We start from the raw sequence: 24,320 nt of genomic DNA on the forward strand, positions 1-24,320 counted from the left end.
TCACAGCTCCACGGCCAGTCGTTGGACCAGTTCCAGGCTGCCCACGATCAGCTCCAACTCGTCGGCGAACCTCTCGCCCGCCGCCACGAACCCGGCGGGCACCAGCGACTCGTGGTGCTGGGCGCTCGCCTCGGCCAGGATCTCGATCGCCTCGTCCAACGCGCTCTGGGCCTCCCGGACGCTGCGGTAGGCGTCCCGTAAGTGCTCGCAGCTCTGTTCGAGCGCGAGCTTGATCTCGCCTACCGACGTCACGTCACAACCTGGAGTTGATGCTCTCGGCCTGGGAGATCCCGGCGCCGAGGTGCTTCTGCAGGTCGGTGACGCCGCTGACGACCTCGGCGAACCGCGCGTTCGCCTGCTCCACGTCGGCCTGGACGCTGCCCTGGGTGGCCGTGCTCAGCAGCGCTTGCGCGTCCTCGGCCAGGTCGGCGGCCTGTTGCAGGGCGTTCACGCTCTGGCCCGCTTTCTCGACGGCCTGTGCGATCGCGTTGCGGACCTCTTCGATGCTGGCCATGTCGGATCCCGACCCTCCCGGCAAAACGGCTTGAGTTCCTATAGTTGAAAGTAGTACCTAAAGTTTCACGATTCACAAGCAAGATCGGCTGACCGGGTGGAGGTGCAAATCCACTCGTTCGGGTCAGCGATGTCGATCTCAGTCGGGCACCGTCCACACGAATGCCGAGGCCGGTGTCGCTGTCAGTTCCAACGCGGCGATCCCCGCCGCCGGCGCCGGTGTGGCTGACCAGCGGATCGTGCCGGAACCGTCCGACCACGCGACGTCCGACCACCCCGAACGGCCCAGCGACGACACGGCGTCGTGTAGCGCGACCGTGGGCGAATTAACGCTCTCGCCGAGGTCGATGTGCACGCTCAGTAGGTGCCCGTGGGGAGCCACTCGGGTGATCTTGCCACTTCTCGCGACCCGGCTCGCTACCGCCCGCGCTTGCCACTCGGCGCCCGCGGACCGGTCGGTGGCCACGTCCACGCGCAACGACAACCGCGTGCTGACCCGTTCGGGCTCCGGCCGTTGCGCCGAACCGCCCTCTTCCTCCCGGGGCGCCAAGGCGCCCTGCTGCGGATCACCGCCTGCCCACGCCTCCACCAGCAGCCGTTCGGCGCCCGGCACCAAACCGTCGAGCAGCGCCGGGTCCTCCAGCACCGTCCACGCCGTCGGCGGCTCGCAGGCCACCCGCGGCGTGGGGAACTCGTCGCCCAGCCGCCGGACGAACGTGCGCACCGCGCGGGCCAGCGCACCCGCCACGTTCTGCGTCGCGCGCTCGCCGCTGATCCGGCTGATCGTCACCGACCAGCAGCCGGGTTCCTCGTCGGAGCAGTCGATGGCCCGCACCACCCGCCCGCCGACTTGGCGCAGCAGTGCGGAGCAGGCGGCCCGCGCCTGCCGCTCGTCGTCGGCCGCCACCACCGCGGTGATCAGCAGCTCCAGGTCTTCTCCCACCATCTCGACGCAAATTGTCCATGACACACGTGGGGCACGTGAGGGTGCCACTGATGTCACCCATAAGCAGGGACTTGCGCCCACCCCTCGTGATGTCCGCTGATCAGGCCGTTTTGGCCGGTCTAACCGCCGTTCACACGATGCGGTCGGCGACGTCCGGCGGCGTGCCGTGCGAGGTAACGATGTGAGCGCATGGCCATCTACGCCAAGGAGGTTCCACCATGCGCAGCATCATCCGACTGGTCGCCGCGAGCGTGCTTTCGCTCCCGCTCGTCATCGGCGCCGCGGGCATCGCGTCGGCCGACGTGGAATACGACCAGACCGACGTGGCCGCCAACGCGGGCGGCGCCGCGGTCTACGACCAGGCTGCCGGCGCAGACGACTGGGGCAACTCGTACTACTACGAGCAGGCCCAGCTCGCCAGCCCGTACGGCGCGGGCTCGTACCTCGTGGTGTCTTGGGTGTACGGCGACCACGCCGGCTACTACGACCACTACTCCTGGTCTGGTCCGGAGGGTGCCTACGCCGGCGATACCAGCGCCACCGCCGACGCGCCCGACTACTACGAGGACGACGACAACGGCGACTACGACGAGTGATCCGTGACGGGGTGGGGCGGCGCCGCGTCGGCCGCCCCACCCGTTCGGGTCGCGGTGAACCATCCCTGACGCGTGCCGGCCGCGGGCGACCGCGGCCGGCACTGCTCAGCACGGCCGTCTACGACGCCGCCGAGTTCGCGCCGGCCGTGGCAACCTCGCGCCGAGTGCCACGGCCGACATGTCAACGTTCGAACCGCCCTGATTTCACCTCGGTCAGGAACCCTGCGAACGTAGCCGTGGTGAACGTCAGCGCGCCGCCGTCGACGTTCTTCGAGTCGCGCACGGCGCGGGTGCGCGGTGTCGCGGCCAGCTCGACGCAGTTCGACGTCGAGCCGGACCTGCTGGACTTGCGCCACCTCATGTCTTGCCCTCCAACTCCTCGGCTCGTGCGGTGATCAGCCGAAGAGATTCTGTCGCGCCGAGCGTGACAGCTTCCACCCTCGCCGCCGTCGTCACGTACGGCGTAGCGTCGCCGCGCTCCAGGAACATGGCCGACCGCTGGTGCTCGACGTGTGCGATCGGCGTGGCCGTCTTGAACTCCAAGAGCAGGAACGGCCCCAGCATCCCGGGGTGCACGACGTCGGACGGCACCACGCGGACGTCGACGTTCGACGCCTCGGCGGCGCGGGCGACCTGCCGCCACTGCTCGGCCATGGCCTTCGAGCCGCCGACCGTCGTCCGCAAGGCCGCCTCGCCGATCAGCGCCACGTACTCGACGTCACCGCGCAGCACCTGCTGACGGCGCAGCCGGGCCATCAGCCTCGGCTCGATGTCCCTCGGCTCCACACCGTCCACGAGCATGAACGCGCGGGTGTAGTCCATGGTCTGGAGCAGTCCGGGCACGAGCAGCGGTTCCCAGCACAGCATCCGGACCGCTTCGGCCTCGTACCCCGCGAGGGTGTTCGACTCGCGCGGCAAGCCCGGCAGGTTGCGTTCCCACAGCCCCGGGCCGTGGCTGCCCCTCGCCTTCTCGATCAGCTCTTCGCGCCTGCCGTCCGTGACGTGGTAGATCGCCAGCAGCGCGGCGACCTCCTCGGCGGTGGTGTTGCGCTTGCCGTTCTCCAGGTTGGAGAGCAGCGACTTGCTCCACCCGAGCAGCTCGGCGGCTCTGCTGACGGTCAACTTCGGCTGGACGGCCTCCCGGATGGCGCGGAGTTCCGCGCCGAGACCGCGTTCCCTCGCGCCCGGTGACTTCCTGGGCATCCGCGCTCCTGTAATCCGATCGGGTGCTGTTTCCGCTACTTGCTGCCTGTTCTCGAAACAAACGGTCGATGTGTGTCTAGCATCTCACGGCAAGGGGGCCGACGTAGGGAGGCGGGCATGACCGGATCGGATGAAGCTGTGAAGGCTGCGCGGAGGATCGTGATGGACGCGATCCTCAAGGCGGCGATGGCGCGTTGGTTCCTGGACGAGCAGGCCGTTCAGTGCCTCGTCGCGGCCGGGCGGTCGGACCTGGTGGACCGGACGAGTGCGGCGGCCCGCAGGCTGGACGAGGTCCGGGACGATCTCCAGGCGGTCCGGGTCGAGCTGAACGCCATGGTGCCGGAGTCCCAGTGGTTCTGATGGCGGGCACCGCCCTACTCCTCGTCACTCGCTGTGCCCCGTGAAGCTGTCCACGTAGGTGGAGGGCGGCTCGCTGGGCTCGGTCATGAGCAGATCATGAGTTTGCCTCGCGCTCGGCCCTGGCCAGTTGCAGCGCCTCGGCGACGGCCGCGAACTCGTTCAGCGCCGCCTGGAGATCGTCGACGATCTCCTGAGCGATCACGTCCGGAGGCTGGAGGTTGTCGGCGTCTTCCAGCTCCGGGTCGCGCAGCCAGGTGATGTCGAGGTTCGCCTTGTCGCGACGGATCAGCTCGTCGTAGCTGAAAGGCTTGAACCGTTCGGTTTCCACACGGGTGGATCGGTCCTCCGGGTTGTAGGCCCGAACGAACTCCTGGAGGTGCGCGCGGGTGAACTTGCGCTGACGCAGCGTGAAGTGCTCGCCGACCCGGAAGTCGTAAACCCACAGGGTGTCGGTCCACGGCTTCTCCGGCCGAGGCCGCTTGCGGTCGAAGAACAACACGTTCGCCTTGACGCCACCCGCGTAGAAGATGCCGGTGGGTAGGCGCAGGAGGGTGTGCACATCGAACTCGCGGAGCAGTCGCTTGCGGATTTTCTCCCCTGCGCCGCCCTCGAAAAGGACGTTGTCCGGCACGACGACCGCCGCCCGACCGTCGATCTTGAGCAGGTCGGCGATGTGCTGGACGAAGTTGAGCTGTTTGTTGCTGGTCGTGACCTGGAGCCGGTCGTAGCTGACATCGTCCCTGGTGACCTTGCCCGCTTCGTCGATCGTGGTGAAGCCGGACTTGCGGCCGAACGGGGGATTGGCCAACACCAGGGACGCACGGCGTTCGGGTTCCTCGGCCAGAGCGTCTCCGACCTTGATCGCCGCCGCCCCGCTCGCCGTGCCGATACCGTGGAGTAGCAAGTTCATCTGGGCGAGGCGGGCGGTGTCGTGCACGAGTTCGACACCGGTGATGTTGCCCTCGCGCAGCCGGTTGACCTCGTCCTCGGTCAGCTTGTCCCGGTGGTTGTCGAGGATGTGCTGGTGGGCTGCCAGGAGGAAGCCGCCGGTGCCGCACGCCGGGTCGACGATGGTGTCTCGGGGTGTGGGGCGGACGCAGTCCACGATGGCGTCGATCAGCGCTCGCGGAGTGAAGTACTGGCCTGCGCCGGACTTGACGTCTTCCGCGCCCTTCTCCAGCAGCGCTTCATAGGCGTCGCCCTTGATGTCGACACCCGTGCCGGACCAGTTGACCTTGTCGATCAGGTCGACGATCAGTTTCTTGAGCGTACCGACGTTGCGGATCTTGTTCTCCGCGCCGTGGTAGATGAGGCCGCGAGCCGTGTCCGGCTTCATGCCCAGCTGTTCCAGGACGAACTCGTAGTGGTCCTTGAGGTCTTTCGCGTCCTTGTCCAGCAGCGTCTGCCAGCCCAGGTGCTTCTCGCCGCGCGCTCCAGCAGCTTCTGCAAGCTGACCTGACGCTGGCTCGGCGGCTGCAAGGGTCGCGCGTCCACCAAGGGCGAGTCGGTCACGCCGACCGCGTCGACCAGCAGGAACTTCTCCTTCGCCCTGGCGTCCGGGGTGATCGTTCGGAACAGGTCGGCGTCGATCGTGCGCGCACCGCGACCCTTCATCTGTTCGAAGTAAGTCGCGCTCGACACGCCACGCAGGAAGAACACGCACTCCAGCGGCTTCACGTCGGTGCCGGTGGCGATCATGTCCACCGTGACGGCGATGCGGAACCCCGCGTCGGTGCGGAAGTCCTTGAGCAGCTGGTCCGGGTCGTCGGCCCGATAGGTGATCTTGGCGCAGAACCGTTCGTCTTTGTCGAATACTTCGCGCACGATCTCCACGATGTCGTCGGCGTGCTTGTCGTTCTTCGCGAAGATGAGAGTTTTCGGCACGTATCGCCGGTGGGGGAAGTACTTCGGCCACTCGTCGGCGAACGCTGTGATCGCGGTGCGGATCTGGCTGGGGTTCATCACGGTCCGACCGATCTGGTCGGACGTGTAGTCGAGCGTAGTGTCGAGTCGCTCGTAGCGTTCACGGCGAGTGTGCAGGTCGACGATGCGGACGGGCGTGTTCGCCGGGATGCTGCCGCCCTGCTCGCCGACCTCGGTGCGGATGCGCATGATCTCGTAGTTGACGTTGACCCCGTCGGCGACGGCCTGCCGGTAGGTGTACTGGCTGACCAGGTTCTCCCGGAAGAAACCGAAGGTCTGCGCCACGGGCGTCGCGGTGAGGCCGACCAGGTGGGCGTCGAAGTACTCCAGCACACCGCGCCACTGACCGTAGATCGACCGGTGGCACTCGTCGACGATCACGAGGTCGAAGGCTTCCGGCGGGATTGTGGCGTTATAGCCGACCTCGACGGTCTGGTCCACGTTGTAGTCGTCGAGACTGTCGTCGTCCTCCGGTCCGGCCTCTTCGCCGCGCAGCAACGAGAACATCCGCTGCACAGTGCTGATCACGACGTGGTCGGAGTCCCGTAGGGTGCCGCTGCTGAGCCGGTTCACGTTGTACAGCCCGGTGAACAGTGTTCCGTCGTCAGGCGTGCGGAATCGGCCGAACTCGGCCTCGGCCTGCTTGCCGAGGTTGTTCCGATCGACGAGGAACAGCACTCGTCGGGCGCCTGCGAACCGTAACAGCCGGTACGTCTCGTTGACGATGGTGAACGTCTTGCCGGCGCCGGTCGCCATCTGGATCAACGCGCGGGGACGGTTGCTCGCCAGCGATTGCTCCAAGCCGGTGATGGCCTCGACCTGAGCCGCCCGCAGATCGCCTGTGATCGGCCGGGCGGGCAGCAAGGTGAGCCTCGCGCGCAACGTCGGCGCCGAGTCGTCGGCGTCGGCCTCGCGCATCCACCGGTCGATCGTCGCGGGCTGGTGGAACGAGAAGACCCGGCGGGCACGAGGCAGCGGGTCCAGCGTGTTGGTGAACTGGGTCTCCACCGCGGTCGACTCGTACCGGAACGGCAGCGGGGAACGCCACGCCGCGAGCCGGAGAGTGGCGTCCGCATCCTCCGCGTAACGCCGGGATTGCTGCTCCGCGCTGGTCAGGCTGGAGCCCTCGCGCTTGGCCTCGATCACCCCGACCAGTTTCGCGTTCACGTAGAGCAGGTAGTCGGCGCGACCACGGCCGACGGTCATCTCACGAACGGCGACCCCGGGCGCCGCCACGACGTTCATCTCGGCCTGGTCCTGGACGTGCCAGCCCGCCTCGGCCAGCATCCGGTCGATGATCCGCCGGACTTGCGCCTCGTTGAGACGCGGGCGGCTCGCACCGGCCGAACGTTCGATCATCTCGTCCCGCACGGCCGGGTCGACCGGAGGCGGAGTGGGAGTGGAAGCTTGCCTGGTGAGCCGCGCCTGGAGCTCGCCGACTTGGCTCGCCAGTCCTTCCACCAGCCCTCGGAGGTCGCCCTGGGCGCGGACGGCGGTCAGGATCTCCTGGTTGGCGGCTTCCCTGGCCCTGGCTTCGGCGGCGGCGAGCGCGGTCCGACGCTCCGCTTCCCGGTCGATGACCAGCCGCATCTCGATCAGCTCTTGCCGGTACCGGGCCAACATGTCGTGCAGTTCGGCGTCTTGCCCGGCCCCGGCGGCCGGCTGCGGCGGCACGAAGGGCGGCGCGTCATCGGCGCCGGTCACCATTCGGTGGAACCAGGCTCCCAGCTCGTAACAGGCCCGTACGAGGCGAAGCGCGTCCTTCTGCCCTTCGAAACCGTGGTGGTTCGCACGGTTGCCGGTGAGCCTGACCAGGTTGAACCAGTCTTTGACCCGTTCGTCGATGGTGCCCTGGTTGCTCAGCACGTTGAGCCGCTGGTACTGGCTGCCGGGCATACTGGGAATACCCAAAGTGAGGAATGCCGTCGCGGTCAGCGCCTCGCCGAACTGGCGCGCTTTCAGCATCGAGGTGTTGGGGTCGCCGAAAACGTACGACTCCGCCGCCGCGCCGTGCACCAACAGGAGGCGCTCGTGCCGCAGCAGGAATCCGAAGTTCGGCGCCCGCCGGGCCAGCTCGCGCAACCGGTCGTCTTCGGCCCCCATGCCCACTACCTCCGTCTTCGGCTCCCGCGCAAAATTAGCAGCGGAGAACGATCGCGTGGTTGTATCGAGGTTGCATCGCGCGACTGGCCCCAGTCGTTAGCCTGAACCGGAACGCCGGGCCGGTCGACGGGCTCGGCACCGTGCTCAGGACCTCGGCAAGGACGCTGTCTTGAAAGCCGCCTTGCGAGCGGCCTTGGCGATCTTCTTGTTCGGGTGTCCCTCCCCGAGAGCCTTGAGCACCGAGGGCACCTCCGGGTGCGGCACCCGCCAGAGCATCTCCAGGATGTCCGACTCCAGGCCCTCCGGGACCACGGTGGCGAACTGCTCCACGAGCCCCCCGATGTCGTCTGGGCTCCACGCCGCCGCGAGCATGTCGGCGGTCAGCCACGCGGCGTCCACGGCGTCGGGCTGTCCGCCCAACGCGATACGGGCGTAGGGACCCAGCGGCACTGTGTCGGCGACTTTCCGCCAGTGGTCATCCGCGTCCAGTTCGTTGACGATCGACACGGCGAACACCCGCTCCGCCGCGTCGCCGTCGGCGGCGGTGCGCAACAGGTCGGCGATGGCCGCGTCGGCGTCACGGGACGCCAGCCAGGCGCTCCGCTCGGCGGTCAACTCGTCGGTCGTGAAGCCGTCCGCGGCGGCGATCAAATCTCGTGCGCTCATCTGCTCTACCGGTGGCAGCAGCGGGACTTGGATACCGCCGGCGCGCAAACGCTCACGCATCCCCCACGTGCCGAGCGGGGTGAGTCGAGCGCTGTCGTCGACGAACTCCACCGCGCCGTGCTTCGACATCCGCTCCAGCAGCACGTCCGCAGGGTCCCCGTTGGCGGCGATCCAGTCCGCCCACTCGGCGCGCAGCTGTGTCGTGTTGTGTTCCCCGGTTGCCTCGACCATCACCGCATCACGCAATTCCGCTACCGGAGCTCCCTCGGAGCGGCTGAAGAACATCGCGAGTGCCACCAGCATTCCGGTGGACTCGACGAGGAACGGAACCTCCCCTTCCTCGTCGTCCAGCGCGAGCGGGTCCACGAGCAGGTGCCCGAAACCGTCGCTCCACAGTTCCAACGCCGTTTCGTCCTCGGCGGACGGCCAGTCCTCCAGGGACGGCCCGGCGACCGCCACGGTGACGTCGTCGTCGAAGTCGATGAATTCCATGGCTGCCGCGACGCGCCACAGGTGCGTAAACTCCGCTTCGGTGACACCGAGGACGCCGATCGCCTCGGCCGTGTCGGCCACCTCCAGCTCGGCGACTTCGGTGACCGGCCGTTGTTCGCCGACCCACACCGCCAGTTTCCGCACCATGGCGAACAGCCCGCTGGCGCGGGCCGCTGTCGCGAGCGCCTCGGTGTCCGGCAGGCGTACGGGTGGAAGCCGGCTCGGCAGACCGAGCGCGGCGGACAGGTCCACCGAAAACACGTCGTCACTCTCGTCCCAGCCTGACACGTCGAGCAACGCGGGAACGAAGTCCGGCTCGGCGGAGTCCAGTTCGGCCGAGAACCGCGTGGCCCGTTCGGCCGGGAGTCGCTCGGTGTCGACGAAGAACGCGAGCAGCGCGCGAGCGGTCGGAACCACCCCCGCCGGGTCTCGTGCGGTCAGCGCGCCGCGTTCACCGGGGAGCACGTCCAGCAGCAACTCGGCGAGGTCGCCGCGTTCCAGCTCGGCGGGATCGGTGACGCCGAGGTGGCGGCCCAGCAGATCGAGGAGCAGCGCCGCGTCGTCGACGTCCGCCCCCGGATGGTTGTGATCAACGAGCCATAGGGCGAACTCGCGGACGATTCGGTGGAGACCGGCCATCATGCTCGCGGACCCTATCGCCTTCAAAAGTCGTCTTGCCGTGCGGTGTCAGACCGGTCGGAGCACCCGGCGCACGAAGGCCACCACGTCGGCCAGGACCTCGGCCGAGTTGGTCTCGTTGAACACCTCGTGCCGTGCGCCGGGGTAGACGCGCTCCTCGAACAGCAGGCCGCGCAGCCGGTCGGTGCCCGTGCGGGTGTCGGCCAACGGCACCACCTCGTCCGCGTCGCCGTGCAGCCACAAGGTCGGCAGGTGCTCCAGCGCGGGCCCGTAGTTGACCTCGTCCAGCGCGCTCTCCAACGCCGCCAAGGTCTCCGCCTTGTACGGCCCGTGCCACACCAACGGGTCCGCCGCGTACGCCTTGCCGACCTCCGGGTCCCGCGACAGCAGGCCGGGGTCGAGGACCTCGTCCGGCCGGTCCAGCCCTTCCCACGTGCCGAGCACGGGCGCCGACAGCACCAGCGCCGCCAAGGGGTTGGACTGCGCGTACCGGGCCGCGACCAACCCGCCCTCGCCGTGCCCGACCAGCACGGTCGGCAGGTCCGACGCCGCCGAGCTCACCGCGGCGCCGACATCGGCCACCACGCCGTCGAAGTCGGTGATCAGCGCCCGTTCGCCCGCGGACCTCCCGTGCCCGACCAGGTCGGCCGCCACCACCAGCGCCCCTGCGGCCACCAGCGCCTCGGCGACGTGCCCGTATCTGCCGCTGTGCTCGCCGTAGCCGTGCACGATGACGGCGAGCCAGTCGGCGTCCAGGTTGGGCCAGGTGCGGACGGCGAGCTCACCGGCGTGGCCGGGGACGTTGGACTCGATCACCTAGGCAGCGTAGAACGCGCTGATCTCGATCTTCCCGCCGGCGCACACCGGACCCAGCCCCCACGTCAGGTCCACCGGTTCCGTCTCGTCCGGCGGGATCGCCGCCGCCCGCGCCGCCTCCGCCTGGCAAGGCCGGTCCACCGGCTCGTCACCCGTGGGCACCACCGTCCAGTGCAGGTTCGCCGCCGCCGCCGTGCCGGGCACGAGCGTCACCGGCGCGGGCCCGGGGTCGGGCGTCCGCTGGAGGTCCGTCGGCAGCGGGTTGCCCGCCGCGTCCAGCAACTGCAACCCGCTGTAGCCGTTGATGGTGCACGGCGCCGCGCCGTTGTTGGTCACCACGAGCTTGCCGTACCGGTTCCCCGCGCCCGCGTCCCCTGGCCGCACGGATCCGGCCAGGACGGCGGCGGTGCACCGGCCGGACGCCGGGGTGGCGGTGGTCGCCTGCCCGGTCGTCAGCGGTGCCGACGACGGTGGCACCGGGGCGGAATCCGCGGGCTCCGGGGACGACGGCTGGACCGACAGCGTCGACAGGTCGGCCGCCTGCTGAGGGCTCCCGCACGCGGCAAGCGCGACCGCGAGGGCGCCGAACGCCACGAGTCGCCTCATGTCCACCTCCTGGCTGGGAAACGGGTCCTTATCAGGAGGACGTACCCCACCGCCGAACGGTTGGGTGGATAGGCGAGGAATTCACCGGATCGGGCGCATCATTGACGCCTGGCAACCCACCCGTCGGACAGCACCGGCATCCCGCCCACGGCCGCCGTCCACACGTAGGTCCAGCACACCCGCCCGTCGGGCAGCGTCACCCGCACCCGCCGGTACTCGTCACCCTCGTACTCGTCCAGCACCGGCAACGCGTCCTCGGGCCGGTCGAGCCACAGCACGTGCCCCGGCACGCCCGGCCCGTCCCCGGGCCGCAACGCCGGGTACCCGCGGCCGGTGTCGTGCAGCGTCCCCGGCAACGACGCGGGCACCGGGTCACCGTGCACGAACGGCTCCACGAGGTGCCACGCCGCCATGCCCGGCTGGAGCGTCCCGTACACGAAGAGCAGGTCCGGCCAGTCGTCCGGCGACGGGTCGCCGTGCACCGGCGTCACGTCCAGCCCGTCCCCGTCCGCCGGTCGTCCCCCGAGCCGGCGCGCCTGCCGCTGGTCCACCTCGGCGCACCGCACCGGCCGGCCGTTGACCAGCAGCGGCATCCGCCGCGTGCCCGCGCCGGTGTAGGCGAGCACCGAGTCCACCACGCCACCGTTGAACAACGTCACCCGACCGGTGTGCACCCGGACCAGCCGGTACCGCAGGCCGCGGCCCTCGCACCGGTCGAGCACCCGCAACTGCTCCGCGGTGGCGAACCACACCGCGTGCTCTTCCTCGACGCCCGGCGCGGCGGCGAGCGTCGCCGGCCGCTGCCCGTCGGTCTTGCGCAGCCCCGCGGCCCACACCGCGGCCAACCCGTCGCACCGGGCCCGCAGCACGACCGCGGGCCCGGTCAAGCCCAGCTCGTCGCGCAGCCACGTCACCTTGGCGGGGTTGGCGTTGGAGCCGTACGCCAGCACCGGCATCCGGCCCGCGAGCGGCGGTTCGCCGTGCTCCGCGAGCCAGCCGTCCAGGTCCTGCCCGTCGGGGGCGACCCGCCATCCGGAATCGGCACCCGGGTCGGGCGTCACGGGCCAGCCGGCGCCGTCGAGGTGCACGAAGCAGTGTCCCGGCCGAGCTCCCGGATAGGGCTCGGCCGGGTGACTATCGTCCGTGAAGGGCTGCGTCATGGCACCCATTCTGGCAAACCTCACCCCGAATTCACCCGGTGTTGGGTTCTGCAAAGCGCAAAACACCCGACCTTTGAAGGCGGATCGGCGAGGGTTACCGGTGGACCGAGGGCCGACTGCCAATACAGGTCGGAGGTTTGGGCGTGATCTGTCACACGTTTACGGCGTTCCCGCGTATACCGGGTTCACGCGCTCTCGGCGCGCCGAGCGTCGTACTTCTGTTGCGCCGCCAGGAAGTTCGGCAGGTTCTCCTCGATCCAGCCGAACAGCTCGCTGATCTGCTTCGCCGCGTGGGTGCCCAGCGGCGTGAGGGAGTACTCCACCCAGGTCCGGCCCGACCTGGAGAAGCTGATCGGCCGCGCCCCGACCACCATCGAAGACGCGGTCCGGGGCCTGACCGCCTAACCGCCGGCGAGCAGCGCCGCGTCGATCTCCCGGTGCGCTTCGGGGTGCTCCTCCCACCACTTGGCGTACACCGGGTTGCGGGGCAGCACCGAGCAGTACGCCCGCGCCGCCGCGGCGAACACGTCGTGCGCCCGGCCGGCGGCGGGCCCCTCCCGCCGGGTGGCCAGCATCAGGTCGACCATCAGCGGCGCACCGCGCAGCGGCCGGATCACGATCCCCTCCCCGCTGCGGGACTGGGGCAGCGCGAACGACACCGCACCGCCCGCGACCAGGCCGCGGGCGGTGCTGGCCTCGTTCACGTGGTGGGTGAAGCGGGGCGTGAAGCCGGCCGCCGCGCACGCGGTCAGCATCTGCAGCCGGTTGCCGACGAACTCGTCCGGCGGCGCGACCCAGTCCCGGTCGGCCAGCTGCGCGAGGTCGACGTCCTCCTGCGCCACCAGCGGGTCGGTCTCGGGCAGCGCCACGAACTGCGGCTCGCTAACCAGCCGGCGCAGCTCCAGGCCGCGCAGCTCCCGCCGTTCCAGCCCTTCGAACCGGTCCAGCACGCCCAACTGCACCTGGCCGGACACCAGCAGCTCCAGCAGGTCCGACGCGCCGGGCATGATCTCGGTGCGGACCTCCGAACAGGGGATCACCCGCCGCAGCTCCTCCACGAAGTGCCCGAAGAACAGCGTCGGCACGCCGCCGACCAGCAACGGTCCGGCCCGGCCCGCACTGGTCCTGGCACGGGCCAGCGAGACCAGCTGGTCGACCTCGTCGAGCACCAACCGGGCCGTACCGACGACCTGTTTGCCCAGCTCGGTCGGCAGGGAACCGCCGGGGGTCCGGTCGAACAGCCGGCCGCCGACGATCCGTTCGACGGTCCGCAGCTGGGCGCTCATCGCGGGTTGCGTGAGCCCCAGGCGCGAGGCGGCCTTGGTGAGGCTGCCTTCCTCGGCTATCGCGCAGACCGCGCGGAGGTGGCGTAGCTCAAGCTCGGGCATAACGCTCTTCTATCCCCCTTTCGTATGAGCCGCCAGCCTTTCCCCCCGCCATAGTTGGCGGAGTCCCCACTCGAAGGAGATGCAGATGATGCGCCACGCGAGCCAGATCTACTAGGTGCGGGCTTCGGCCGTCCCCGCCCCGACGCCACGCCCCAAGACGTGGTCGAGCGACCCGGCACACCGTTTACGTGGGCGGAAGTGCCGCGGGACGCCGGGGAGCGGGTGACGGGCCAAGGGGGTGCGAGGCGGACGTCCCCACCCCGTTCGGGGCCGCCGGTCGGCATTGCGGAGTGTGCGACCGGCGGCCCCGCCGCGTTCTGGGTAGCGTCGGGGCATGTCGGTTCAGGACAGCCCCGTCGACTGGGTGAACGAGCACATCGGCAAGTACGTCGCGTCCGGTGGCGAAGAGGGGCACGAGTGGCAGCCGGGGGTCTTCACGCTCCTGCTGACCACGATCGGGCGGAAGTCCGGGCAGCCCCGCCGCACCGCGTTGATCTACCAGCCCTACGGTGACGCGTACGTCGTCGTGGCGTCGTACGGGGGCGCCCCGGAGCACCCCGCCTGGTACCGCAACCTCGCCGCGCGCAACGAGGCCGAGGTGCAGGTGAAGTCGGACGTGTTCCCGGCCAGGGCCCGCACCGCGACCGGCGCGGAACGCGCCGAGTTGTGGAAGCTGATGACCGAGGTGTGGCCGGCCTACGACGACTACGCCAAGAAGACCGACCGCGAGATCCCCGTCGTGGTGCTGGAACGCGTCCAGGGCTAAGCGGTGATCGGCACCGCCGCACCGGTCACGGTGACCCGCGGGTCGTCGGGCGAGACCGCGATCTCCAACAGGCTGGGCCGACCCATGTCCACCCCCTGGTGGATGGTGATCGACCTGGCCCTCCCGACCGCACCGACGGCCCGCAGGTAGCCGCCGAACGCCGCCGCGGCCGACCCGGTCGCCGGGTCCTCCACCACACCGCCCACCGGGAACGGGTCACGCGCGTCGAAGACGTCCCCACCGGCTACGTCCTCGTCCCGCTGGTGCACCAGCTGCGCGGTGACGGCGTCGTTGGCCCGCAGCAGGTCGGCCAACGCGTCGAAGTCGTAGTCCAGCGCCGCCAGCCGCTCCCGCGTGCGCACCGCCAGCACGAGGTGCCGCGACCCGCCGAACGCCCAGTGCACGGGGTAACGCGGGTCGAGGTCCTCGGCCGACCACCGCAGCGCGCGCAACGCCTCCGCCACGTCCCGCTCCGACGCGGGCGTGGACGACGTCGGCACGCTGGTCAGGCTCGCCTTCCCGGGCGTCGTGGCGATCTCCACCAGCCCCGCGGGCGTGTGGAACCGCAGGGTGCCCGTGCGGCCCGAGGCGACCGCGGACGCCACCGTCGCGTGACCGCAGAACGGCACCTCCACCAGCGGGCTGAAGTACCGCACGTCGAACTCGCCCTCGTTCTCGCGCGGGAACAGGAACGCGGTCTCGGAGTAGCCGACCCCGGCCGCGATCTCCAGCATCGCCGCGGCGTCCAAGCCGGTAGCGTCGAGCACGACACCGGCGGGGTTGCCGCCGGCGGGGTCGGTGGTGAAAGCGCTGTAGCGGAGCACGTCGTCCATGCCGACAGCTTCTCCCACCGCCCTTCATCGAGTCCAACGATTCCCTGCGATGTGACCTATCGGTATTGTCGATGCGGTGGACACCCGCCTCCTGCGCACCCTCCTGGTGCTCGCGCGCACGGGCAGCTTCACCGCGACCGCGGCCGAGCTGCACCTCGTGCAATCCACGGTGACGAGCCAGGTCAAAGCCCTGGAACGGCACCTCGGCGCCCGCCTGTTCGACCGGCTGCCCAGCGGCGCCCGGCTGACCGAGGCGGGCAGGCAGGCCGTCGAGCACGCCCGCGAGGTGCTGACCTCCGAGCAACGCCTGCGTGACGCCGTGCGCGGCAGCACGGCCGTGGAAGGCGACGTCCGGATAGCCGCGCCCGAGTCGATGTGCGCCTACCGGCTGCCGCAGCGGATCGCGGACGTGGCCCTGCGCTGGCCCGGCATCTCCGTGCACCTCTCACCGGCGGGCACCCGCCAAGCCCTGGCCGGCGTCCGCAACGGCACGCTGGACCTCGCGCTGGTGCTGGAGGACTCGCTGGTCGCGGCGGGCCTGAAGGTGACCGCCATCGGCGTGGAACCGATCGAGCTGGTGTCCGCGCCCGGCGTGGTGCTGGACGAGCGGTACTTCCTGCTGGAGGAGGGCTGCTCCTACAGCGACCGGTTCGTGCGGGAGCTGTCCGCGACGCCCAGCATCACCCGGTTCGGCAGCATCGAGGCCGTGCGGTCGTGCGTGGTGGCGGGTCTGGGCTGGACCGTGCTGCCGCGCGTCGCGGTGGCCGAGCAGCTGGACGCGGGCACGCTGCACCGCGTGCGCGAACTGCCCGACAGCACGCTGTTCCTGGTCACCGACCCGCGCCGGACCCCGACCGCGGCCGTCCGCGCCGTCGCCGCGGCGCTGAACTAGGGCCTGTTTCACAAGTCCGTGTTCGCGATAGTCGGGCCTGAGGCGGCCCCTGGGGGCACGGCCGAAGGGGCCACATACAACAGCGGTATGCGGCCCCTTCGGCCGCACCGCCAGGAGCCACCTCAGGCGCGACTCTCATCGAACGAGACTTGTGAAACAGGCCCTAGCCGACCACCTCGGCCAGCATCCCCTCGCAACTGCGCACGACCACCGCCGCCGCGCGCCGCTGCCCGTGGTCCAGCGCCGGGTCGACGGCGTGCTCGCGCCACCGTCCCAGCGTCTCCAGCACGGCGTGCCGCAACTCGCTCTCCGTCGGCTCGTAGTCCATCCCCAGCCGCACCACCGGGTTCGTGCCCAGCCCGCCGACCAGCCGGGACGCCTCGGCGTCCAGGTCACCGGGCAGCCGCGTGCGCCCGCCCTGCAACGCGGCCAGCAGCCGCAGCTCCCGGAAGTCGTGCGCGGAGGCCAGGATCCGCTCCAGCGCCGCGGCCAGCCCCACCGACCCGGGCCGCGGCTCGGCGCGCAGCACCACGTCCAGGCCCAGCAGCGCGGCCCGCGCCTTGAGCACTTCCTTGCGCTCGGTGAAGTAGACGCCGATCGAGTCGCGCAACTCGCCCAACCCGCTGCGCTGCACCAGTTGCCCGGTCAGCTTCACCTGCGTGTCGAAGCCCTGCCGGATCAACGTGGTGGTCAGCCGCACGCCGAAGATGCCGAACCGCTCGACCAGGCCGCGCCGCACCGCCGGGTCGAGCCGCACCGGGAAGTCCTCGCCCACGAACCGGTCCGCGGACAGCAGGTGGTCCTCCAGCTCCGCCCGCCCCAACGACGCCAGCGCGGCCAGCGCCGCGAACTCCTCCGCCCGCAGGGTCCGCGCGGCCACCGCGAGCAGCCCGGCCACCGCGACCACGTTCTGGCACAACGGGGTCACCGTCGCCTCGCGCCGGTAGCGGCGGGCGATCTGCTTGGCCGAGGACAGCGCGTCGATCCGGCCGCCGCCGATCTCGTCGGCCCGCGACAGCACCAGCACCGTGTTCACCGGCGCGGTCCGCGCCACCGGGTGGTCGTGCGCGGTCTGCAGGAACCGCACGTCCGTGGTGTGCAGGTGCCTGGTCAGGTACAGCACCGCGTCGGCCTCGCCGTAGACCTGCTCCACCGGCGCGCCCGCCGGCGTGTCGATCACGACCAGGTCCCGCAACGACCGGGACGGCCACTCCACCGTCACCCGTTCGGCGTCCGGCGCGTCCACGAACGCCTTGCCGTCCCGGCGCAGCACCGGCACCTCGTACTGGCCGGCGTAGGCCTTGGGCCGCGGCCCGTCCTGGTACCACGTGGTGGCGCCGGTCGGCACGAACTCCTCGCCGATCAGCGCACTGACCACAGTGGACTTGCCCGACCGCGGCGCACCGGCGACGGCCACCCGCACCGGCTCGCCGAACCTGGCCTGGTGCCCGCGCAGCCACGCCACCGCGCGCGGGCTGTCCCGGTAGACCGCCAGGGCGTCCTCGAGCAGCGCCCAGACCTCGTCCTCCACCGTCACGCCACGATCCCCACCGTCACGCGCTGATCCCCAACGGCGGTGCCTGGCCACCCGCGAGCGCCTGCACGCGCTGGTAGAGGCCGACGAGGTCGTCCAGTTCCCGCTTGGCGTCCCGGTTGCGGCGCTCCCGCTCGGTGTTGTCGGCCTGCACCGCGCGCCGGGCGCTGCGCGCCGATTCGAGCAGCGTCTCCTGCAGCTCCTCGGCCAGCGTGGCGAAGTGGTTGCGCAGGCTGCGCTGGATGTGCCTGGCCGCGTCGCGGCAGTCCTTGCTGAACTTGAGGAAGAAGTCGTCCACGTGCCGTGCCGCGGCGGCCTTGGCGGCGGCCTGCCTGCGGCGCAGCCGCTGGTCGCTCTCGTCGATGATCGACTTGCCGCCGAACAGCGCGCCCGCGCCCAACGAGATCGCGTTGATCAGCGGCATCCCGGCCAGGCTGGTGGCCAGGCCGAACATCAGCACGCCGCCGTAGGAGCCCTTCAAGCCGGTGAACGCCTTCTGCATCAGGCTGAACTTCTCGATCAGCGGCTTGTCCATCGGCGCGACCCGGTCCAGCACGTCGTCCGGGAAGATCGACTCGGGCAGCAGGTCGTCGCGGGCCACCGGGAAGCTCTTGGCGACCTTCTCGGCCACCCACCCGGAGCGGTCGAGCAGCCAGGCGAAGTTCGTCGTGGCGGCCTCGGTGAGGTTGTCCTCCAGCCACGTCTCGAACTTGTCCCAGCCCAGCGCCGGGTCGGCGGTCTCGAACGTCTTGTCCACCTCGCGCAGGATCTTGCGGGTGCGGTCGCGCAGGTCGTACTCGATGTCGGAGACCAGGTCGGCCATCTCGTCGGCCAGCACGGTCTGCCAGCGCGCGGACCGGCGGCGCAGCTCGTCGATGCGGCGCTGCGCCTCGTTCAGCGCGGCGATCGTCTTCTCCGGGCCCTGCGCGGCACGGGCGGACAGCTCCTCGCGCACCGGCGCGACCAGCTGCTTGATCGCCGACGCGGCGGTGACCGCGACCGTGCGGCGGGCCAGCTGGTCGGCGGCGGCCACGATGTCCTGCTGCACGCAGGTCAGCAGCTCGGGGAAGCCGGACTCGGCGTTGAGCGCCTTGTCACCGGTCTTGGCCGCCCGAAGGCGCAGCGCGGCGGACACCGGGATGAGCTTCGCGGACACGCCCGCGCGGGCCAGGTGCGCCCGGTTGCGCTCGACCACCCGCCGCCACTGCGCCGCGATGTCGATCTTGGTGAGCACCAGGATCACGTTGGGGCACGAGGTCATGACCTGCTTGAGCAGCTCCAGTTCCGACCGGGTCAGCTCGGCCGTGGCGTCGGAGACCATGAGCACCGCGTCGGCCTGGAGCAGCGCGGCGAACGTGCTCGCGGTGTGCGCGGGCCGCAGGTCGCCGACACCGGGGGTGTCGATCAGCACCAGGCCCGAGTCCAGCAGGGCGCGGGGGATGCCGACCTCGGCGCGCACGAGGTCGCCGCCGTGGTGGTGGTTCGCGCTCACCTGGCTGGCGAGCTGGTCGATGGGCACCGGGATGCGCTCGGTGGGGGTGTTCGCGATGGACGGACCGCGCACGAGTGCCGCCGACGGGGTTTCCGCGTGCTGCACGAACGTGGGAACGGTGGTCGTGACGTCGTCACCCACCGCGCACACCGGGGCGTTCACCATCGCGTTCACGAGCTGGCTCTTGCCCTGCTTCGGCTCGCCGATCACGAGCACGCGGAGCTTGGGGTCCAGCTGGCGGGCGCGCTTGTCGCGCAACCGTTCGGCCAGGTCGGGCCGGTTGTGCGCAGCGCAAGCCCGGATCGTGTCGTCGAGCACGTCGAGCCAGGGCGCGGACATCACTCGGCAGAGTGTGCCGGTAAAACCCGCCCGGGTGAAAGTCCGGGGACCTTCCGGGCACAAAGCGAGGGCCGGTTCCGTCCCCGAGACAGAACCGGCCCTCTGGTAGTGGATCAGTCTCAGAAGAGCAGGTTGTCGACGCCGAGCGAGTCGACGACCGGCAGGTCGAGGCCGTCGACCGTGTCGGTGACGTTGCTCACGACGCCGCCGACACCGGCGGTGCTCGCGACGTTCCCGACGGTCTCGGTCACGCCGGACAGGGGGTCGGCGCCGTGGGTGTCGAAGGCCGCCTTGCCCTGCGCGGAGCCGGACACGCCGAGCGAGTCGCCCAGACCGGCCACGTTGCCCAGACCCGCGACGTTGCCCAGGTCGGCGACGTTGCCTAGGCCCGCCACGTTGCCCAGGTCGCCGACGGGCAGGGAGCTGGTGAGGCCACCGGTCACGTTGCCGACCACGCCGCTCAGCGAGTCGAGCGCGCCGAACGCGGTGCTGGTCAGGCCGTCCGCGCCCGGCAGCGAGCCGGTGACCCCACCCGCGGTGGCGACGGCACCGTCCAGCGTGCCGGTCGCCGTGTCGGTCAGGTCCGAGACCTGGCCGGTTGCGGTGTGCAGCGTGCCGTCCAGGGTGTCGGTCACGTCACCCACCGCGGAGAAGTCGCCCTCGACCGACAGCTTCACCGAAGCGGAGCCGTCGAACAGGTCCCAGCTCGACACGCCGCCGAACACCGACAGGCCGTCGGCGTCCGCGCTGAGCGTGCCCGCCACGGCGGCCTTGACGTCACCGGCGCCCGTGGCACCCGACACCGTGAGCTGGTCCGTGACGGCCTTGAGCCGGAAGATCGCACCGGCCTGGCCTGCGTCGACCAGGTCGAGCGGCAGGTCCTCGAGCAGCGAGCCGTCGAGAGCGGGCAGGCTCCCGGTCGGCACGTAGTCGAGCACCAGCGGGATGACTTCCTGCACGTCCAGGGCGCTGATGTCGCTCAGGCCCGCCCTCGCCAGGGTGCCCTCGGCGTCGGCCTGGAAGTCGGCCAGCGCGGTCGGGTCGCTGAGCAGGTCGAGAACGAAGTCGTGCAGCGTGTTGGGGCTGGAGCCCATGATGGACATCTCCTGGTCAAGTAGGACGCGGGGAGCCGGCCCGGCAGGGGTGGGGGTCCGGCCTGTGATCAAGGTATGGGCGGGGGGATCACCGGCCATCGGGGATTACTCCCAGTAGATACCGCAACCACTATGGGGTGGTTGTCGTTCACTCCCTAGGGGATTAGGGGATGCGCTTGTGACCATCTCGTAACCCGTGTAGGTACTGCCCGTAGTTCGTTCAGGTGAGTGAGGGAGGCTCCGAGTTGCCGTACGTCCTCGGGGTCGACGTGGGCACCACGCGCACCGCCGCGGCCGTGTGCAGGCTGGGCGGCGCGGGGCGCGGCGAACCGGAGTTGGTCGGCCTCGGCGGACCCGGCGGTGGTGTCGCGTCGACGTTGCGGCTCACCGCCGATGGCGCGTTCCTCGTCGGAGAGCCGGGCGACCCGCGGTGGACGGCCACCGGCTTCGGCCGCCGGGTCGGCGACGCCGTGCCGATCGTGCTCGGACCCGACGCGGGCGGTGCGGAGCGGTGCCCCGCGGAGGAGCTGACCGCGCTGCTGATCAGGTGGGTCGCCGACCAGGTCGCGGCCCGCGAGGGCGAACCGCCCGCGCACATCGTGCTCGCGCACCCCCCTGGCTGGGGCGCCCACGCCAAGGGCCTGGTGCACCGGGCGCTGCGGTCGGTCGGCGTGGAGGCGTCGCTGGTACCCGAACCCGTCGCGGCGGCGGAGAACCACGCGTTCAGCCGGTCGTTCGCCGGGCCGCTCGGCGTGTTCAGCCTGGGCAGCCACGGGTTCGGCGCGTCCGTGGTCGGCCGGAGGTTCGAGCTGGTCAACACCGTCGAAGGGGTCGACCAGGCGGCCGGCGCCGACTTCGACGACGCGGTGTTCGCGCACGTGCGCACCTCGCTCGGGCGGGCGCTGGCCGAGCTGGACGCCGACGACCCGCGCACCCGCGGCCTGTTCGGCAGGCTGCGCCGCGACTGCGAGGCGGCCAAGCGGGTGCTGTCCGGCGCCGTGGAGACGTCGATCCCCGTGCACCTGCCGTCCGGGCCGGTGGACGTGCCGATCACCCGGGCGCAGTTCGAGGACCTGATCCGGCCGGACGTCGAGCAGGCCGTCTCCGTGTTCGACCGGGTCGTGGCCGGTGCGGGTACCGGCGGCGTGGAGATGACCGTGCTGGTCGGCGGCAGCACCCGCATCCCGCTGGTCGCGGCGTCCGTGCCCGGTCGGGTGGTGCTGGAGGCCGCACCCGAGACCTCGGTGGTGAAGGGCGCGGCGCTCGCCGCCCGGCGGCTGGTGATCGGACCCGACGCCGAACCGGAGCCGATCGAGACGTCGGTGATGGTGCGCGACGACGACCCGCTGCTGAGGTTCCCCGTGGGTGGCATGGAGGTGCCGGACGCGGAGTTCACCGCGCCACCACCCCGGCCGCCCGTCGACATCACACCCCTCGACCTGCCGGAACGGCGCACGGTGAAGCGCGTGGTGCGCGGGCTCGTGCCGACCGGTGGGCGTCGTTCCCGTGACAGCGAGGATGGCCGTTGAGCCCGAGCACAACCGCACGCCCCGTGTGGTCCCCCCAGGTCGCGCAGGTCCTGGACGCCATCGCGGCCGGTGCCGTGGTGCGGCTCGGCGTGGTCGCGCCCGGCGGTTACGGCAAGACGACCGTGCTGCGGGAGATCAGCCGCGCGTTCGAGGACGCGGGCGCGTCGGCCTCGGTGGTGGACGACGCGCACCTCCTGCCGGACGCCGAGCTGCTGGCGCTGCGCGCCCTCGTCGAACGAGGTGCGGAGAGCGTCGTGGTGGCCTACCGCCCGTGGCCGCGGTCGCGCGCGCTGGCGGCGCTGGCCGAGTCGCTGGGGCGGGCGCGGCCGGCGCTGATGCTGGAGCCGTTCAGCCGGGAGCAGGTGCGGGCGGTGCTGCCCGCCGCCGCCCGGGGGCTGGTGGACCACGTGCACCAGCAGACCGGTGGCGTGCCGCGGTTCGTGCAGCGGCTGGCCGGGCTGACCGCGGCCGAGGTGCCGCCCGAGGTGGTGGCGTCGTTCCGGGCCGAGCTGGACTGGCTGGACGCCGACGTGCAGAAGTACCTGCTGGCCGCCGAGGCGGGCGCGGCGCTGCGGCTCGACCTGCTCGGCGGGCTGCTCGGCATCGACGCCGACGCGGTGGGCGACGTGATCGAGGCGGGACGGGCCACCGGCCTGGTCGCGGCGGACGGCACGCTGGTGCCCGTCGCCCGGCTGGCCGTGGCGGCGCTGAGCCGGACCGACCGGCGGATCGCGGTGCGGCAGCGGCTGGCCGAGCTGCAACTGCGGTCCGGCGGGCCGGTGCTCGACCTGGTGCGGCCGTTGATCTCGGTCGGCGGCGCGGGCCACCAGACCGGGGTCGCCGGGCCGGGGCTGGCGCAGGCGTTCCGGGCCGCGGCCGACGAGGCGCTGGCCACCGACCCGGCCCTGGCCGCACAGCTGCTGGCCGCCATCGGCACGGCGGGCCCCGACGTGGCCGTGCGGCGGGCCGTCGCCTCGGCCATGGCCGGTGACCTCGACGCCGCGCTGCGGCTCGCCGACCAGGTGATCTCCGGCGGTGACGTCGAGCACCGGGGCGCCGCGGCGGAGGTGGCCGCGATCGCGTTGGCGCACCGGGGCCAGCTGGCCCGCGGCACCGAGCTGCACCGGTGGTCGCCGAGCTCGACGTCGTCCGCGTTCGCGGTGATCGGCCAGGTCGGCACCGGGAAGCTGCCGTCCGCGCCGCTGCCCGTCGCACCGCCGACCATGCTCGACGGCGGCGCTTCGCTGATGGCGCAGGGCGTGGTGGAGTCGGTGACGTCGTCCACGACCACCGCACTGTCCACTTTGGTGCGTGCGGCCGGGTTGCTCGAACCGGCCGGGCGCGGCGTGCTGCTGCCGGACACGCCCGCCGCGCTGGCCGCGCTGGTGGCGTTGCACAGCGGTGAGCCGGGGGTGGCCGAATCGGTGCTGGACCGGGCGATGGCCACGTCGTCGGGCGGCGCGCTGATGGCGGTGCGGCACCGGCTGCTGCGGGCGTGGATCGCGATGCAGCGCGGCAACCTCGCGCAGGCCAGGGAAGCGCTGGTGGCGCTGCGGAAGGCGGGCCGGCCGCTGGAGCCGCGGGACTGGCTGTTCGCGGTGGCGCTGGAGATCGGCGTGGCGCGGCGCAACAGCGACCTGGCGACGTTGAAGCGGACGTGGGAGCAGGCGTGCGAGGCGGTGCTGCGGCACCCGGTGGACCTGTTCACGTTCCTGCCGCTGGGCGAGTTCGCGACCGCCGCCGCACGGCTGCGCGACCAGCACCGGCTGGCACCGCACCTCACCGCGGCGCGCAACCTGTTGCGGGACCTGGGTGATCCGTGTCTGTGGGCCGTGCCGCTGCACTGGAGCGCGCTGCACGCCGCGATCATCGCCGAGGAGACGTCCGTCGCCGAGGAGCACGCGGCTTCGCTGGCCGCGTGCCGCGACCAGAGCCGGTACGCGGGGATCGTGTCGGCGGCGGCGGAGAGCTGGCTCGACGTGGTGGCGGGCAAGGTGGACGCCGACCAGGTCGAGGAGTCCGCGCGCGGCCTGCAGGCCGTCGGCCAGTGGTGGGACGCGGCCAGGCTCGCCGGCCAGGCCGCCATCCGCACGTCCGACCGCCAGGCGATGGTGCGGCTGCTGGACTGCGCGCGCCTGCTCCAGGGCCGCACCACCGCGACCACGCGCAAGCAGCCCGAGCCGGTCGTGGAGGCCGACGCGGGCAAGCTCAGCGACCGCGAGCGCGAGGTGGCCGAGCTGGTCGTCGGCGGGCTGACCTACAAGCAGGTGGGCGACCGCCTGTTCATCTCGGCGAAGACGGTCGAGCACCACGTGGCCCGCATCCGGCAGCGGCTGGGCTGCACCAGCCGGGCGGAACTGCTGGACCAGCTCCGCCAGATCGTCGGCTGACGCGCACCAGGCACCCGAATCGGCACGACACCGGCCTTCA

General features: G+C 71.2%; 23 protein-coding genes. 6 read left to right on the forward strand and 17 right to left on the reverse strand.

Going from position 1 to position 24,320, the window contains the following annotated elements; translation table 11 throughout:
* From A6A25_RS10155 to A6A25_RS10165, 3 genes are all read right to left on the reverse strand, one after another.
* Window positions 1–252 (reverse strand): hypothetical protein, encoded by a 252-nt coding sequence (locus tag A6A25_RS10155; protein ID WP_073887979.1) that lies wholly within the window; start codon window positions 250–252, stop codon window positions 1–3.
* A 1-nt stretch (window position 253) separates the two neighbouring features.
* Window positions 254–514, reverse strand: coding sequence for a hypothetical protein (locus tag A6A25_RS10160; RefSeq protein WP_053718570.1), 261 nt, complete (start codon window positions 512–514; stop codon window positions 254–256).
* A gap of 138 nt (window positions 515–652) precedes the next feature.
* The gene (locus A6A25_RS10165) at window positions 653–1,459 is read right to left on the reverse strand and encodes a hypothetical protein (RefSeq protein WP_073887980.1); all 807 of its coding nucleotides are present in this window, start codon (window positions 1,457–1,459) and stop codon (window positions 653–655) included.
* Window positions 1,460–1,677: 218 nt separating this feature from the next.
* On the opposite strand from A6A25_RS10165, the gene A6A25_RS10170 reads away from it, so the two are divergent.
* Window positions 1,678–2,055 (forward strand): hypothetical protein, encoded by a 378-nt coding sequence (locus A6A25_RS10170; RefSeq protein ID WP_073887981.1) that lies wholly within the window; start codon window positions 1,678–1,680, stop codon window positions 2,053–2,055.
* Window positions 2,056–2,236: 181 nt separating this feature from the next.
* Here A6A25_RS10170 and A6A25_RS10175 read toward each other — a convergent pair whose 3' ends face one another.
* Together A6A25_RS10175 and A6A25_RS10180 are read right to left on the reverse strand one after the other, a co-directional pair.
* Complete coding sequence (locus A6A25_RS10175; protein ID WP_073887982.1) at window positions 2,237–2,416, reverse strand: DUF397 domain-containing protein; 180 nt, start codon at window positions 2,414–2,416, stop codon at window positions 2,237–2,239.
* Window positions 2,413–3,258, reverse strand: coding sequence for a helix-turn-helix domain-containing protein (locus A6A25_RS10180; RefSeq protein WP_073887983.1), 846 nt, complete (start codon window positions 3,256–3,258; stop codon window positions 2,413–2,415). The genes A6A25_RS10175 and A6A25_RS10180 overlap by 4 nt, the downstream gene beginning before the upstream one ends.
* A gap of 117 nt (window positions 3,259–3,375) precedes the next feature.
* Between A6A25_RS10180 and A6A25_RS10185 the strand changes: the two genes are divergently transcribed.
* Window positions 3,376–3,618, forward strand: coding sequence for a hypothetical protein (locus A6A25_RS10185; RefSeq protein WP_143193057.1), 243 nt, complete (start codon window positions 3,376–3,378; stop codon window positions 3,616–3,618).
* Window positions 3,619–3,712: 94 nt separating this feature from the next.
* On the opposite strand, the gene A6A25_RS10190 is transcribed toward A6A25_RS10185, so the two are convergent.
* The 8 genes from A6A25_RS10190 to A6A25_RS10220 form a co-directional block, all read right to left on the reverse strand.
* A complete protein-coding gene (locus tag A6A25_RS10190; RefSeq protein WP_083668214.1) occupies window positions 3,713–4,954 on the reverse strand; it encodes an HsdM family class I SAM-dependent methyltransferase in 1,242 nt (413 codons plus the stop codon).
* Window positions 4,951–7,644 carry a DEAD/DEAH box helicase family protein gene (locus A6A25_RS10195; RefSeq protein ID WP_073887985.1) on the reverse strand — a complete coding sequence of 898 codons (2,694 nt, stop codon included), beginning with the start codon at window positions 7,642–7,644 and terminating at the stop codon, window positions 4,951–4,953. The genes A6A25_RS10190 and A6A25_RS10195 overlap by 4 nt, the downstream gene beginning before the upstream one ends.
* 144 nt (window positions 7,645–7,788) lie before the next feature.
* Complete coding sequence (locus A6A25_RS10200) at window positions 7,789–9,444, reverse strand: hypothetical protein (protein WP_073887986.1); 1,656 nt, start codon at window positions 9,442–9,444, stop codon at window positions 7,789–7,791.
* A gap of 45 nt (window positions 9,445–9,489) precedes the next feature.
* Window positions 9,490–10,257: an alpha/beta fold hydrolase gene (locus tag A6A25_RS10205; protein WP_073887987.1), complete on the reverse strand. Its 768-nt coding sequence runs from the start codon at window positions 10,255–10,257 to the stop codon at window positions 9,490–9,492.
* The gene (locus A6A25_RS10210) at window positions 10,258–10,863 is read right to left on the reverse strand and encodes a DUF4232 domain-containing protein (protein WP_073887988.1); all 606 of its coding nucleotides are present in this window, start codon (window positions 10,861–10,863) and stop codon (window positions 10,258–10,260) included.
* A gap of 98 nt (window positions 10,864–10,961) precedes the next feature.
* Window positions 10,962–12,023, reverse strand: a complete 1,062-nt coding sequence (locus A6A25_RS10215) for a gamma-glutamylcyclotransferase (protein WP_073888034.1) — start codon at window positions 12,021–12,023, stop codon at window positions 10,962–10,964.
* Between the two features lie 185 nt (window positions 12,024–12,208).
* The gene (locus A6A25_RS42860; protein ID WP_143193058.1) at window positions 12,209–12,397 is read right to left on the reverse strand and encodes a hypothetical protein; all 189 of its coding nucleotides are present in this window, start codon (window positions 12,395–12,397) and stop codon (window positions 12,209–12,211) included.
* A gap of 27 nt (window positions 12,398–12,424) precedes the next feature.
* Complete coding sequence (locus tag A6A25_RS10220) at window positions 12,425–13,411, reverse strand: LysR family transcriptional regulator (protein WP_073887989.1); 987 nt, start codon at window positions 13,409–13,411, stop codon at window positions 12,425–12,427.
* 334 nt (window positions 13,412–13,745) lie between these two features.
* Between A6A25_RS10220 and A6A25_RS10225 the strand changes: the two genes are divergently transcribed.
* On the forward strand, window positions 13,746–14,177 hold the full coding sequence (locus tag A6A25_RS10225; RefSeq protein ID WP_073887990.1) for a nitroreductase family deazaflavin-dependent oxidoreductase: 432 nt from the start codon (window positions 13,746–13,748) through the stop codon (window positions 14,175–14,177).
* Here A6A25_RS10225 and A6A25_RS10230 read toward each other — a convergent pair.
* A complete protein-coding gene (locus tag A6A25_RS10230) occupies window positions 14,174–15,010 on the reverse strand; it encodes a PhzF family phenazine biosynthesis protein (protein WP_073887991.1) in 837 nt (278 codons plus the stop codon). The genes A6A25_RS10225 and A6A25_RS10230 overlap by 4 nt on opposite strands.
* 76 nt (window positions 15,011–15,086) lie before the next feature.
* Between A6A25_RS10230 and A6A25_RS10235 the strand changes: the two genes are divergently transcribed.
* Complete coding sequence (locus A6A25_RS10235; RefSeq protein WP_073887992.1) at window positions 15,087–15,902, forward strand: LysR family transcriptional regulator; 816 nt, start codon at window positions 15,087–15,089, stop codon at window positions 15,900–15,902.
* 163 nt (window positions 15,903–16,065) lie between these two features.
* Here the strand turns inward: A6A25_RS10235 and A6A25_RS10240 are convergent, their stop codons facing one another.
* The 3 genes from A6A25_RS10240 to A6A25_RS10250 form a co-directional block, all read right to left on the reverse strand.
* Entirely contained in the window at window positions 16,066–17,439 is a 1,374-nt protein-coding gene (locus A6A25_RS10240) for a GTPase domain-containing protein (protein ID WP_073887993.1), read from the reverse strand.
* Window positions 17,440–17,455: 16 nt separating this feature from the next.
* Window positions 17,456–19,267 (reverse strand): dynamin family protein, encoded by a 1,812-nt coding sequence (locus A6A25_RS10245; RefSeq protein ID WP_073887994.1) that lies wholly within the window; start codon window positions 19,265–19,267, stop codon window positions 17,456–17,458.
* Window positions 19,268–19,386: 119 nt separating this feature from the next.
* Window positions 19,387–20,370 carry an IniB N-terminal domain-containing protein gene (locus A6A25_RS10250; RefSeq protein ID WP_073887995.1) on the reverse strand — a complete coding sequence of 328 codons (984 nt, stop codon included), beginning with the start codon at window positions 20,368–20,370 and terminating at the stop codon, window positions 19,387–19,389.
* A 215-nt stretch (window positions 20,371–20,585) separates the two neighbouring features.
* Between A6A25_RS10250 and A6A25_RS10255 the strand changes: the two genes are divergently transcribed.
* Entirely contained in the window at window positions 20,586–21,890 is a 1,305-nt protein-coding gene (locus tag A6A25_RS10255) for an Hsp70 family protein (protein ID WP_241828575.1), read from the forward strand.
* Window positions 21,887–24,280 (forward strand): helix-turn-helix transcriptional regulator, encoded by a 2,394-nt coding sequence (locus A6A25_RS10260; protein WP_198932633.1) that lies wholly within the window; start codon window positions 21,887–21,889, stop codon window positions 24,278–24,280. Before A6A25_RS10255 ends, A6A25_RS10260 begins: the two co-directional genes overlap by 4 nt.
* Window positions 24,281–24,320: the final 40 nt, after the last annotated feature.

Source organism: Saccharothrix sp. CB00851 (assembly GCF_001905065.1).
Taxonomy (GTDB): Bacteria; Actinomycetota; Actinomycetes; order Mycobacteriales; family Pseudonocardiaceae; genus Actinosynnema.